Here is a 13388-nt window from a genome sequence, read left to right on the forward strand (position 1 = left end):
GCTCAGCGCCATTGCCGGGCCTTCCGCCCAACGGCATAGCGGCGGCACTGCGCTCGCCGCGCCCCGCCCGGATCTCACAAGGCCGCCTCGACATGACCACCCGCGCGCAATGGCTCGGCATCCTCTGCGGGCTGCTGACCTCGATGATCTGGGGGGTGCAGGCCGTGGTGTCGCGGCACGCCATGCTGATCGACCTGACCCCGGCCGACGTCACGATCCTGCGCTTCGTCTCGGCCGGAGCCGTGCTGCTGCCCTGGGCGCTGAAGAACATGCGCCCCTTCCCGGTCGGTTCGCTCGGCTGGCCGCGGGCCTGGGTCATGGCCCTGCTGATCGGCCCGCTCTACAGCCTGATCCTCGTTGGAGGCGCCCATTTCGCGCCGGCCCTGCATTCATCGATCATCTCGCCCGGCCTGATCCCGGTCTTCACCGCCCTGCTGGTCTTCCTCGTCACAGGCGAGCGCGCCGGGCGGATGCGGCTGATCGGCCTCGGGATTCTCGTCATCGGCATCGGCATCTTCTCACGGGACGCGCTGGCGGTGACGCCGTCGCGGCCGGACGCCTGGATCGGCGATCTGCTCTTCGTGCTGATCGCCTGCCTGTGGTCGATCTTCGGGTTGCTGGCCAGGCGCTGGGGCGTGAGCTCGCTCGAGGTCACCGCCGCCTCATGCCTGCTCTCGGTGCCGCTGCTGGTGATCGTCGCGCTGGTGCTACCCATTCACATGGCGCGGGCCCCCCTCGCCGAACTGCTGCTGCAGGCGCTCTATCAGGGCGTGCTCGTCGGGGTGGTCGCGCTCTATCTCTACGCCCGCACGGTGGCGACGCTCGGCGCGGCGAAGGCAACGCTGTTCCTGCCGCTGGTGCCGATCGCGACCGCTACCGCCAGCGCCCTGCTGCTGGCGGAAACCCCCACGCCGACGGAGCTCGTCGGCATGGCCGTGGTGGTGACGGGTATGCTGATCGCCTTCCGCTCACCCTCCGTCGGCTGACCGGGCGGGCGTCTTCTCAGCCCTGATGCCCCTTGGCGATCGGCTCGACATAGGTGAGAGCCATATCCCAAGGGAAATAGATCCAGGTGTCCTGGCTGACCTCGGTGACGAAGGTGTCGACCGTCGGCACGCCGGCCGGCTTGGCATAAACCGTGGCGAAATGCGCGTTCGGCAGCATTTCGCGCACGACGCGGGCCGTCTTGCCGGTGTCGGTCAGGTCGTCGACGACCAGCACGCCCTTGCCCTTGCCGTCGCCGATCGCCTTGATGTTCGGCGCGATGTCCTTGAGCACCCTGAGCTCGGACTGGTTGCGGTAATCGTGATAGCTCGCGACGCAGACCGTCTCGATCATGCGCAGGCCCAGCTCGCGGCAGATGATCGCCGCCGGCACCAGACCGCCGCGGGTGATGCAGACCATGGCCTCGAAGGGCCCCTTTTCGGCGAGGCGCCAGGCGAGCGCGCGGGCATCGCGGTGGAACTGATCCCAGGAAACCGGGAAAGCCTTGTTCGAGGACGGTTCGGCCATGGCGTCGCGCTCCGGGCTGGTGGCGGCGCAGGACGCGCCGGTTTTAAGTCCGAAAAGCCTATCGGCGCGCGCCTGACAAGAGGCACGCGCCGAACATCCCCAGCCGAGCCGGCGATTGCGCCTCAGAATTCGGCCCAGCCATCCGCTCCGCCGCCGGACGCCACCCTCCGGCTACGGGGGATGGACACCGCTGACGGCACGGCGCGCAGCGTCGGCGCCGCAGCGCGGACGGGCTGTAGCGCCGGCCTGGAATGCTCGCTTCCAAGCCGGAAGGACGCCGCCATCGTGCTCAATTGCTCGGTTTCCTGCTGGAGGTCGCGGGCAACCCGGGCGCTCTGTTCGGCAAGGAGCGAGTTCTGCTGCGTGATCTCGTCCATATGCGCGACCGTGCGGGCCATCTCGTCGATGCCGTTGGCCTGCTCGGTCGTTGCCTGCGAGATCTCGCTGACGGTCGAGGCGACTTTCGAGGCCGCATCGACGATCTCGTGCAATGTCGTGCCGGCATCCTTGACGAGGCCGACACCCGCTTGAATCTGTTGCGCGGAATTCGCGATCAACGCTTTGACGCCGTTGGCAGATTCGCTGCAACGGGCAGCCAGCGCACGCACCTCGGTCGCAACCACGGCGAAGCCGCGACCCGCGTCGCCGGCCCGGGCAGCCTCGACCGCGGCATTGAGCGCCAGCAGATTGGTCTGGAAGGCGATCTCGTCGATCATCGAGATGATCTCGGAGATGCCCGACGAGGCCTTCTCGATCCGCCCCATCGCCTCCACCGCCTGCGTGACGATGGCGCCGCCGCGCGCGGCAACTGCGCTCGCATCATTGCCGAGCTGCACCGCCATTTTCGAATTGCCGGCGCTGTGCTTGACCGAAGCCGCAAGCTCTTCCGTCGTCGCCGCCGTCTGCTGCAAACTGGCGGCATTGGCCTCCGTTCGCTCCGCCAGCTGCTGGCTGTCGGAGGTGATCTTCAGCGAGGCGCCATCGATGCGTCCTGAGATGTCGCGGACCGAGCCGACCACCTCCGCCAGCGTATCGAGCAGATCGTTGACCCCGTTGCAGAGCGTGGCGACTTCCCCGCTCTTGCCGTCGAGCGGCACGCGGCCGGTCAGATCCTTGTTCTTGGCGAGCGCGATGACCTCGCTCGTCTCCTTCACGGCAGCTTCGAGCTGCTTGCCCTTGAAGGTCGCGGTGATGTCGCTGGCGAACTTCACGACCTTGTAGGGCCGTCCCTGCGCATCGAGGATCGGGTTGTAGCTCGCCTGGATCCAGACCTCCTTGCCGCCCTTGCCGATGCGCCGGTACTGCCCGGCGTCGTATTCGCCGCGTCCCAGCCGCTCCCAGAAGGCGCGGTAGGTCGATGATTCGCGCTCTGCGGGATCGACGAACATCCGGTGGTGGTGGCCGACGATATCCGCGAGTTCATAGCCGAGAACGCTCAGGAAGTTCTCGTTCGCGTGCAGGATCTTGCCGGAGAGATCGAACTCGATCACGGCCTGCGCCTTGTCGATTGCGGCGCGCTGCCCTTCGAGATCGGCAAGGCGGTTCTTCTGTTCGGTGACATCGAAAGCGTATTTGATCACCCCGATCGGCTTGCCGCCGGCGCCCATGATCGGATTGTAGCTCGCCTGGATCCAGACTTCCTTGCCGCCCTTGCCGACGCGAAGGTATTGCCCACGCGAAAATTCGCCTCGCCCAAGATCGACCCAGAACTGCTGGTAGCTCGCGCTGATCTTTTCTTCCGGCGTCACGAACATGCTGTGGTGCTGACCTTTGATTTCGGCCAGCGTGTAACCCATCGTAGCGAGAAAATTTGCGTTTGCGTCCAGTATTTTCCCGTCGATATCGAATTCGATGACCGCTTGCGATCGGTTGATCGCCTCAAGCTGGCCCGCGGTATGCTTGTTCGAGAATAGGCCGGAAAAGAGCGACATCAATATCCCCCCTTTTGGCGCGGCCCCGCGCATCAGGCTTCGTCTCGGGCCAGCGCCGTCATGAAAGCCGTCATCGAACGCCCGCTACGCGAAAACGTAGCGACAAGAGCCGAATTCTTTTCGGCTACTGGGGGATCATGGCGTCAACTGATTGATGAATGATGTATATGTAGTTCAATATGCCATAAGACATAAAATCAAGAAATATTCACGTATAAAATACTGCTACAAAACAATAAGAAGACCGGCCATTACCCTATTCCGCATCGTTTTGGAGCAGAAAACAAGAGTTGAATCGTGCCCTAGCCGCAAAGGCCGAAACACTTATTTATCGTCTTTCCTACTTTGATTTTCGAAAGCAATCATAGCCTTCACATCGCCCATGGCAGCCTGGAGCTTGTCTGCTTCGCGCGACCGCACGACGATGTTCGTGTCCGGCCCGGTGTCCGACCAGAACGGATAGGAGCCGATCGAGACCGCCGGATGAGCCCTAGCGATCTCCGCCAGCGGGCCACCTATATCGCCCTCGCGGAGACCGGCGCGGACGGTGTCGGAGAGGATCTTGGTCCCGGTTCGCAGCGTCGGTGCCACGACATCGAGCATGGCTTGCATGATCGCCGGAACGCCGGCCATCACATAGACATTGCCGATATTGAAGCCCGGCGCCTTCGAGATGGCATTGGCGATCAGTTCGGCGCCGGCGGGAATACGGGCCATCCGCATGCGCGCCTCGTTGAGTTCGGCCGGCGAGAAGCGCTCCGAGAGCATCGCGACCGCGCGCGGATCGTAGTCGATGTCGACGCCGAAGGCGGCCGCGACCGAATCAGCCGTGATGTCGTCATGGGTCGGCCCGATGCCGCCGGTGGTGAAGACATAGCTGTAGCGGTTCCGCAGGGCGTTGAGCGCCGCGACGATCTCCTCGGTGACGTCCGGCACCACCCGGACCTCGCGCAACTCGATGCCGATATTGGTGAGGTACTCGGCGATATAGCCGATGTTCTTGTCCTTCGTGCGCCCCGACAGGATCTCGTCGCCGATCACCAGGATCGCGGCCGTCACTATGGCGGCGGAGGAACTGGCTTCACTGGCGGTCATGGCGGCGCTCCTGGCTTGCAGCACAAGAGCTATAGCATCAGGCCGCAAAGTGGAATCCACTTTTCGGAAAAATGCGATGCGATAACAGATAGATAGAATACCACCGCCGCGTCCGGCGGGACGCGCGGTGGTCTATGGCATATTTGAGCGGTGCTCAAGCAGCTCCGCAGACGCGCCCCTGCGCGGCACGGACGCGCCGGTTCAGGCGCGTTTGCGCTCGAAGGCGAGATTGAGCCGCGTCTGCGAAACGAGCTCGTAACCGCTGCGCGTCAGCAGCCCGACGAGGTCGCTCTGCCAGCGCTGGCGCGAATCCTCGATGATGATGAAGCTCGGCCAGAGCGCCTCCGGCGCATCGCGCAGGAAAGGCTCGAGAATGATGTCCTCGGCGCCCTCGACATCGAGCTTGATCGCGTCGATCCGCTCATAGCCCTCGCCCTGGACCAGAGCGAGCAGCGTCATCGCCGGCACCTTCAGCGCGGTTCCCGCGCTCGAATTGATGATACGGACGCTCGACTCGCCGCGATTGGCCTGATCGATGAACAGGGTCAGCTCGCCCGGCTTGTCGGCCAGAGCGCAGGCCACCGCCTTGATCGTGCCGAACGGGTTCTGCGCGATGTTGAAAGCGAGCCGCGCGAAAATATCCGGCTGCGGCTCGACCGCGAGGATGCGCGCGCCGCGCCCCGCCTGCGCCGCCACGAACAAGGAATAGGCGCCGACATTCGCGCCGACATCGATGAAGGTGAAGCCTTCGCGCAGCCGCGCCGTCAGCATCTCGCGCTCCGACACGTCGAAACTCTGCGGCGTGAACAGCACGCGCTTCTCGCAGATATTGCCGTTCGGATGGAGCCGCATCCTGGCGCCGAGCGCCTCGATGTCGACCGGGGTACCGTCGAGCGCGCGCACGGCGATGCTGCGCAGCGCAAGGGCGAGCTTGCGCCCCAGGAAGCTGTTGGTGGTCGCGCGTGTCCAGGCGATGATGCGTGCGACGAAGGCTTTCGGGGCAAAGGCGCCGTAAGGCCGCTCCTCGCCAGCGGATTGATCGATCATGGTGGCCATCGGGCCAGCCTGATACACCTCACGGCGCCGGGACGCCAGTCGTCAGGGCACACAATCGCCTGACGTCATCGCGCGTCTGCGAAACGCGAATGGATCTCGCCGAACAGGGGCGCGATCTCGATGAAGACATCGACGAGCCGGGGATCGAACTGCCGGCCACGTTCGCTCAGGATCACGGCGACCGCCTCGTCATGCGTCATCGCCGCCTTGTAGACCCGCTCCGTGACAAGAGCGTCGTAGACGTCGGCAATCGCCATCAGCCGCCCCGCCAGCGGAATGGTCTGGCCGGCGAGACCTTGCGGATAGCCGGTCCCGTCCCAGCGCTCGTGATGCGTATAGGCGATTTCCTTGGCAAGCCGGAGAAAGGAGCTCGATCCGCCCAGATGGCGCTCGGCATTGGCGATGGCGACACGTCCGAGCTCGGCATGGGTCTGCATCACGGCCCGCTCTGACTCGTCGAGCCTTCCGGGCTTCAGCAAGATGCTGTCGGGAATGCCGACCTTCCCGATGTCGTGCAGCGGAGCCGACTTGAACAGCAGGTCCAAGGCCGCGTCGTCCAGTTCCTCGGAGAAGAGGCCTCGCTCCCGGGCGCCCTCCGCAAGCGCTCGCAGATAGTGCTGGGTGCGGCGGACATGATTGGCCGTCTCGTTGTCGCGCGTCTCCGCGAGCGACGCCATGGCCAGGATGATGGCATCCTTCGCCCGCTCCGCTTCCTCCAGCGCGGCCGAGAGCGAATTCACCAGCGCGATGTTCGTCATGGCGACGGCCGCGCTGTTGGCGATCCGCCTCAGGGCCCGGATCACCTCGGGCTGGGGACGATGACGGCGGGCCCAGTAGGCACCGATCGCGGCGACCGGGTCGTCCTGCCTCACCGGCACCATGACCAGGCTGCGCACGAAGGTCGGACGATAGGCGGCATGGGGAACGCGGTCGTCCGCGTAGATGTCCTCGATGACGACGATCTCGCCGTGCCGCATGGCCCAGCCGGAAATGCAGGCCTCCATCGGAAAACGCTGGCCTTTCCAGAGCGGCGTAACGGCGTCCTCGTCGGCATAGTAGCAACGGCCGTTCTCACGCAGGACGAAGCTGATGCCGTCCGCGCCGGTCAGCCCCCGCGCGTTGCGGCGCACCACGGCCATGACCTCGTCGAGGCCGCGGGCCATTGCGAGATCGACGACCAAGGCATCGAGCGCGCTGAGCGTCGGGTCGGGAGTATCGGCGGCCAGGCTGGAAACAGACGCTTGCATGTGTCCAAAGGGAAGCGAGCCGGTCGAATCGAGGGTGCGGCGACGAATTGCCTCAAAAAAGTTACAATCCCGCAAATCCCGAAGCAACAATCATTCGCGCGCCACGAACCTTACGGCATCACGGAAGCTGCATGCCCGCACCCGCATGCCTCCCGCATTCAACCGGCTTGCGCCTCCCACCAAACGCAATAGATATGGGGGGAGGAGTTTTCCGCGCGCGATGACATTCGAAGACACCATCGGCCGCTCGCGTTCGCGCGAGCCCGCCATCAAAATTCATGGCCCCGAGGCCTTCGCGGCCATGCACAAGGCCGGGCGCCTGACGGCGGAGGGGCTCGACATGCTCGGCTCTTATGTCAAGCCGGGCGTCACCACCCAGCGCCTCGACGATCTCGCCTTCCAGTTCGCCACGGACAACGGCGCCTACCCGGCGACCTTGTTCTATCGCGGCTACACCAAGTCGATCTGCACCTCGATCAACCACGTCGTCTGCCACGGCATTCCCGACGACAAGCCGCTGCGCGAAGGCGACGTCCTCAACATCGACTACACGCTGATCGTCGATGGCTGGCACGGCGATTCGAGCCGCATGTACGGCGTCGGCGAGATCTCGCGGAAGGCCGAGCGGCTGATCGAGATCACTTATGAGAGCTTGCTGCGCGGCATCAAGGCCGTGCGCGCCGGCGCCACGACCGGCGACATCGGCTTCGCCATCCAGCGCTATGCCGAGGCCGAGCGCTGCTCGGTGGTGCGTGACTTCTGCGGCCACGGCATCGGCCAGCTCTTCCATGACGCGCCGAACATCCTGCATTACGGCAGCCCCGGCGAAGGCATCGAGCTCAAGCCGGGCATGGTCTTCACCATCGAGCCGATGATCAATCTCGGCAAACCGGGGGTGAAGGTGCTTTCGGATGGCTGGACTGCGGTGACGCGCGACCGCTCGCTCTCCGCCCAGTTCGAGCATCAGATCGGCGTCACCGAGACGGGCTGCGAGATCTTCACGCTCTCGCCGGCCGGCCTCGACAATCCGCTCGCCGCAAAATGAGCGCCGGCGTCGGCAAGGGACCACGCAAGGCACCCTCGCCTGACGTCTTTGCCGAAGCCCCTGCCCCGCAAGCGCCGGCGCCGCATTATCACGGCCACCGCGAGCGGCTGCGCGCCCGCTTCCAGGAAGGCGGGGCTGACGCGCTGCCCGATTATGAGCTGCTGGAGCTGCTGCTGTTTCGTTCCATCCCGCAGCGCGACATCAAGCCGCTCGCCAAGGAGCTGATCCAGCGCTTCGGCTCCTTCGCCGAGGTGCTGGCCACACCCGCCTCGCGTCTCACCGAGGTGAAGGGCGTCGGCGAGGGCGTGGCGCTCGATCTCAAGATCGTCGAAGCCGCGCTGAAGCGCATGGCCAAGGGCGCGGTCTCCAAGCGGCCCGTCCTGTCCTCCTGGTCCTCGGTGCTCGATTATTGCCGCATGGCGATGGCCTTCGCCGAACGCGAGCAGTTCCGCATCCTCTTCCTCGACAAGAAGAACGCACTGATCGCCGACGAGGTGCAGCAGACCGGCACGGTCGATCACACGCCGGTCTATCCGCGGGAGGTCATGCGCCGGGCGCTGGAACTCTCGGCTTCGGCGATCATCCTCGTCCACAACCACCCGTCCGGCGACCCGACCCCCTCGGGGGCCGACATGCGGATGACGCGCGAGCTCGTCGATATCGCCAAACCACTCGGGATCGCCATCCACGACCACATCATCGTCGGCCGCGACGGCCATGCGAGCTTCCGCAGCCTCGGCCTGATCTGAGCCGCACACCACCTCCACGGGAGGCAGAGCACATGTCGCAGCTGACAGTGAAACGTGTCTACGATTCGCCGGCCCCCAGCGATGGCATGCGAATCCTGGTCGATCGGTTGTGGCCGCGCGGCATCGCCAAGGACAGGATCGACCTCTGGCTCAAGGAGATCGCGCCCAGCGACACCTTGCGGCACGAATTCCACGGCCATCCCGACCGCTGGGACGAGTTTCGCGCAGCCTATGCTGCCGAACTCGGCACAGCGCCGGCGCAGGCGGCCGTTGCCACGCTGGACGAGAAGCTGAAGGAAGGCCCGGTGACCTTGCTTTACGCTGCGAAGGACGAGCATCGGAACAATGCCGAAGCCTTGAGGCTCTGGCTGCAGGAACGATCCATTTCGACTAAAACCGCCTAGAAGCGCCCTCGCCGCGAGGCTTGGCGGCAGAAGTGCCCGCCATCGGCGCGATTTCATCTTCGCGTATTTCCGCTCGGTTGCGCGAACACCTCACGCAATCTTGCTCATGAATTAGGCAGACCCGACCAATTGGCGGCCTCTCCCCCCTCTTCCCGAACGCCAGCGAATGCGCATAGGCTGGCCGAAAAGGGGAAGAGGGCAGCATGGTCGCATTCGATGAAATGACCGGCTCGGGCACGGAGCTGCGGCCCGCCTACGAAGCTCTCGACCGCTGGCTGAAGGAGGCCCCGCCGGAAACCCTCGCTTTGAGGCGTAGCCAGGCCGAACTGTTCTTCCGCCGCATCGGCATCACCTTCGCCGTCTATGGCGACGCCGAATCGACCGAACGGCTGATCCCCTTCGACATCATCCCGCGCGTCCTGACCAAGCCGGAATGGACCAAGCTGGAGAAGGGCCTGCGCCAGCGTGTCACCGCGCTCAACATGTTCCTTGCCGATGTCTACGGGCCGAAGGAATGCCTGAAGGCCGGCATCATTCCGCCGGATCTGGTCTACCGGAACGCCTGCTACCAACTCGAAATGGTCGATTTCAAGGTGCCTCACGGCATCTACTGCCACGTCGCAGGCATCGATGTGGTGCGGGTCGACGCGGATACCTTCTACGTCCTCGAGGACAATGCTCGCACGCCCTCCGGCGTCTCCTACATGATGGAGAACCGGGAGGTGATGCTCAGGCTCTTCCCCGAGCTCTTCGCCACGCATCGCGTCGCGCCGGTCGATAATTATCCGGACCAGTTGCTGGCGACGCTGCGCTCGGTCGCACCGCGCAGCGCCCCCTCCGACCCGACGATCTGCCTGCTGACGCCCGGCCAGTACAATTCGGCCTTCTACGAGCACTCCTTCCTCGCCGACAAGCTCGGCGTCGAGCTGGTCGAGGGCTCGGACCTGCTGGTCAAGGACGACGTCGTTTACATGCGCACGACGCAGGGGCCGAAGCGCGTCGACGTGATCTACCGGCGTATCGACGACGATTTCATCGATCCGCTCGTCTTCCGCAGCGACTCGATTCTGGGCGTGCCGGGCATCATCGGTGCCTACAAGGCCGGCAACGTCACGCTGGCCAACGCGGTGGGTACCGGCGTCGCCGACGACAAGGCGGTCTACAGCTACATGCCGGAGATCGTGAAGTTCTTCACCGGCGAGGAGCCGATCCTGAAGAACGTCCCGACCTTCCGCTGCCGCGAGCCGGAAGCCAACGCCTACGTCCTCGACAATCTCGAGAAGCTCGTCGTCAAGGAGGTCAACGGCTCCGGCGGTTACGGGATGCTCGTCGGCCCGCACGCCAACAAGGCGCAGATCGAGACATTCCGGCGCAAGCTCAAGGCCCAGCCCGAGGGCTTCATCGCGCAGCCGACGCTGGCGCTCTCGACCTGCCCGACCTTCGTTGCCTCGGGCGTGGCGCCGCGCCATGTCGACCTGCGTCCCTATGTGCTTTCCGGCGCCAACGGCATCTCCTGCGTGCCCGGCGGGCTGACCCGTGTCGCACTCAAGGAAGGCTCGCTCGTCGTCAATTCGAGCCAGGGCGGCGGCACCAAGGACACCTGGGTGCTCGACGCATGACGGACGCAGCCTCACGCCACGCCATCATGTCCCCGCAACCGACTGCCCTGCTGCGGAAAGGCTCTCGCTGATCATGCTTTCGCGTACTGCCGACAGCCTCTACTGGGTTTCCCGCTATGTCGAGCGGGCCGAATATCTCGCCCGCATCCTCGACGCGACCACCCGCCTCACCAACCTGCCCTCGACCTATGGCGGCGCCGGCACGGAATGGCAGAGCGCGGTCTTGACCGCCGGCTGCGAGGACACCTTCGCCCGGGCGTATGGCGAAGCGAACGAGCGCAATGTCTGCGATTTTCTGACCTTCAATCCCGACAACCCCTCCTCGATCCGCAACTGCCTCGCCCAGGCGCGCTCCAATGCGCGAGCGGTGCGCACGGCGCTGACCTCGGAGATGTGGGATGCGCTGAACGGCGCCTGGCTGGAACTGCAGCGCTTCGAGAAGAAGCGCATGGATCGCGAGGAATTCGCCCGCTTTCTCGACTGGGTGAAGAACGTCTCGCTGGTCTTCGATGGCTCGGCCTACCGCACCATGCTGCGCGACGACAGCTACTGGTTCTCGCGACTGGGCGTCTATATCGAGCGCGCCGACAACACCGCTCGTATCCTCGACGTGAAGTACCATATGCTGCTGCCGGCCAACGAGCAGGTCGGCGGCTCGCTCGACTACTTCCAGTGGACGACAGTGCTGCGCGAGGTTTCCGCGCTGACGGCCTATCACTGGGTCTATCGCGAGGCGGTGAAGCCGATCCTGATCGCCGATCTGCTTATCCTGAACCGCCGCATGCCCCGCTCGCTCGCCGCCTGCTACGAGAACATCTCGCGCTTCCTCGACCATCTCGGCGACGCCTATGGCCGGCAGGGCGCGGCCCAGCGCCAGGCGCGCAAGACGCTGGCGGGCCTCAGCAACACCCGGATCGACGATGTCTTCGATCATGGGCTGCACGAGTTCATCGAGGAGTTCATCACGGAGAACAATCGCCTCGGCAACACCATTTTCGAGCAGTATCTGCAATGAAAGGCTTGCTCGCATTCAGGCTCGCCGCAAAAACGCGGCTGCGGTAACCCGCTCGGATTGGATCATGCGGATCAGGATTTCCCACACGATCAGCTACGACTACGCCGAGCCGGCGCGCCACATCACGCAGATCCTGCGTCTGACGCCGCGCGACCATGATGGCCAGCATGTGATGTCCTGGCGCATCGAGCCGAGCGTCGACGGCCGTTTGCGCGCGACGCAGGATGCGCACGGCAACATCGTCCATAGCTTCTACGCCGAGGGCCCGATCTCTTCGCTCGGCATTCGCATTGACGGGTTGATCGAGACGATCGATCTCGCCGGTGTGGTTCGCGGCGGCCTCGAACGGGTTCCCTGCGATGTCTATCGACGCGAGACATTGCTGACCGGACAGGACGAAGCGCTCCGCAGCTTTGCGGACGAAGTGACGGCGGGCGCCGCCACGCCGCTGTCGCAGATGCATGCTCTCATGGCTGCCGTCGGCGACAGGATGAATTGCGTCGATGCCAGCGGCCGCAGCGGCGTCGGCGCGATCGCGGCCTTTGCCGAGCAGGAGGCGATCGCGCAGGATATTGCCCATGTCTTCATGGCCTGCGCCCGGCATCTCGGCATGCCCGCCCGCTACGTCTCGGGCTATGTCGCGCAATCAGACGGCCTGCCGCACGGCAATGGCGCCCATGCCTGGGCGGAGGTTCATCTGGACGACTATGGCTGGATCGGGTTCGACTGCGCCAACGGCCTATGCCCGATCGATACGCATGTTCGCGTGGCCGTGGGGCTCGACTTCGCCGATGCTGCGCCGGTCCGCGGCTCGCGTCAGGGCGGCGAGGGCGAAAACCTCAACGTGCTCGTCAGCGCCCGCGAGGCCGAGGGCCGTTTCGCCAACCAGTGATCGCGCCTCCCCGGGAGTGCCGCAGATGCAAGGACAAGCCCCGTGACCTACTGCGCCGGAATCCTCGTGCAGGATGGCCTCGTCATGATCGCCGATACCCGCACCAATGCGGGGCTCGACGACATCTCGACCTTCCGCAAGCTCCACGTGTTCTCATGGCCGGGCGACCGGAACTTCGGTCTGATGACCGCCGGCAACCTCTCGATCACCCAGTCGGTCGTGAGCTTCCTGCACGAAGGCCTGCCCAATCCGGAAACCGGCGAGGTCGACACCCTGCAGAATGTGAGCTCGATGTTCCGGGCCGCGCAGCTCGTTGGGCGCTGCATTCGCCATATCCGCGAGATCGACGGCACCGCCCTGGAGGAAGCGCGGGTCAAGTTCGACATCTCGATGTTGTTCGGTGGCCAGATCAAGGGGCAGCCTATGCGGCTCTTCATGATTTATGGCGCCGGCAACTTCATCGAATGCGGTGTGGACGCGCCCTTCCTCCAGATCGGCGAGCACAAATACGGCAAGCCAATTCTGGACCGTGCCGTGACCTTCAAGACGCATCTCTACGATGCCCTCAAGGTCGGATTGATCTCGATGGATTCGACGATGCGTTCCAATCTCGGCGTCGGCTTGCCGATCGACCTGCTCGTCATGCGGCGCGATGCCGACGATCTCGAACTCAACCGGCGGATCGAGGCTGGGGAGCCCTATTTCCACGACCTGCGCGAGCGCTGGTCCGCCGCTTTGCGGGCGGCCCACATGGCGATCCCGCGCCCGCCTTACCTCCCCTCCGACTCCTGATGCCATCGAACGGCAACGGGATATCAATAAT

13 protein-coding genes are annotated in these 13388 nt (G+C 64.7%); 8 read left to right on the top strand and 5 right to left on the bottom strand.

Annotation, left to right across the window (positions count from 1 at the left end; all coding sequences use genetic code 11):
* Positions 1–92 precede the first annotated feature (92 nt).
* Positions 93–986, top strand: a complete 894-nt coding sequence (locus AC1DIN_RS00600) for a DMT family transporter (protein ID WP_476808310.1) — start codon at positions 93–95, stop codon at positions 984–986.
* A gap of 16 nt (positions 987–1002) precedes the next feature.
* Here the strand turns inward: AC1DIN_RS00600 and gpt are convergent, their stop codons facing one another.
* The 5 genes from gpt to AC1DIN_RS00625 form a co-directional block, all read right to left on the bottom strand.
* The gene (gene gpt / locus AC1DIN_RS00605) at positions 1003–1512 is read right to left on the bottom strand and encodes a xanthine phosphoribosyltransferase (protein ID WP_441471690.1); all 510 of its coding nucleotides are present in this window, start codon (positions 1510–1512) and stop codon (positions 1003–1005) included.
* A gap of 122 nt (positions 1513–1634) precedes the next feature.
* On the bottom strand, positions 1635–3443 hold the full coding sequence (locus AC1DIN_RS00610; protein WP_476808311.1) for a methyl-accepting chemotaxis protein: 1809 nt from the start codon (positions 3441–3443) through the stop codon (positions 1635–1637).
* Positions 3444–3767: 324 nt separating this feature from the next.
* Positions 3768–4538, bottom strand: a complete 771-nt coding sequence (locus tag AC1DIN_RS00615) for a competence/damage-inducible protein A (protein ID WP_441471688.1) — start codon at positions 4536–4538, stop codon at positions 3768–3770.
* Positions 4539–4739: 201 nt separating this feature from the next.
* Complete coding sequence (locus AC1DIN_RS00620) at positions 4740–5594, bottom strand: FkbM family methyltransferase (RefSeq protein ID WP_441471687.1); 855 nt, start codon at positions 5592–5594, stop codon at positions 4740–4742.
* A gap of 65 nt (positions 5595–5659) precedes the next feature.
* Positions 5660–6841, bottom strand: a complete 1182-nt coding sequence (locus tag AC1DIN_RS00625) for an HD-GYP domain-containing protein (RefSeq protein WP_476808312.1) — start codon at positions 6839–6841, stop codon at positions 5660–5662.
* 220 nt (positions 6842–7061) lie between these two features.
* Here AC1DIN_RS00625 and map point away from each other — a divergent pair, with 220 nt between their 5' ends.
* From map to AC1DIN_RS00660, 7 genes are all read left to right on the top strand, one after another.
* Entirely contained in the window at positions 7062–7886 is an 825-nt protein-coding gene (map, locus tag AC1DIN_RS00630; RefSeq protein ID WP_476808313.1) for a type I methionyl aminopeptidase, read from the top strand.
* A complete protein-coding gene (radC, locus tag AC1DIN_RS00635) occupies positions 7883–8635 on the top strand; it encodes a RadC family protein (RefSeq protein WP_476808314.1) in 753 nt (250 codons plus the stop codon). The genes map and radC overlap by 4 nt, the downstream gene beginning before the upstream one ends.
* Before the next feature lie 32 nt (positions 8636–8667).
* Positions 8668–9039 (top strand): DUF488 domain-containing protein, encoded by a 372-nt coding sequence (locus AC1DIN_RS00640; RefSeq protein ID WP_441471683.1) that lies wholly within the window; start codon positions 8668–8670, stop codon positions 9037–9039.
* A gap of 203 nt (positions 9040–9242) precedes the next feature.
* The gene (locus tag AC1DIN_RS00645) at positions 9243–10658 is read left to right on the top strand and encodes a circularly permuted type 2 ATP-grasp protein (protein ID WP_441471682.1); all 1416 of its coding nucleotides are present in this window, start codon (positions 9243–9245) and stop codon (positions 10656–10658) included.
* Between the two features lie 73 nt (positions 10659–10731).
* Positions 10732–11673 (top strand): alpha-E domain-containing protein, encoded by a 942-nt coding sequence (locus tag AC1DIN_RS00650; RefSeq protein ID WP_441471681.1) that lies wholly within the window; start codon positions 10732–10734, stop codon positions 11671–11673.
* A 64-nt stretch (positions 11674–11737) separates the two neighbouring features.
* Complete coding sequence (locus tag AC1DIN_RS00655) at positions 11738–12565, top strand: transglutaminase family protein (protein WP_476808315.1); 828 nt, start codon at positions 11738–11740, stop codon at positions 12563–12565.
* Between the two features lie 42 nt (positions 12566–12607).
* The gene (locus tag AC1DIN_RS00660; RefSeq protein ID WP_476808316.1) at positions 12608–13357 is read left to right on the top strand and encodes a proteasome-type protease; all 750 of its coding nucleotides are present in this window, start codon (positions 12608–12610) and stop codon (positions 13355–13357) included.
* Positions 13358–13388 lie beyond the last annotated feature (31 nt).

The organism is Allobosea sp. 05T438, assembly GCF_056396025.1.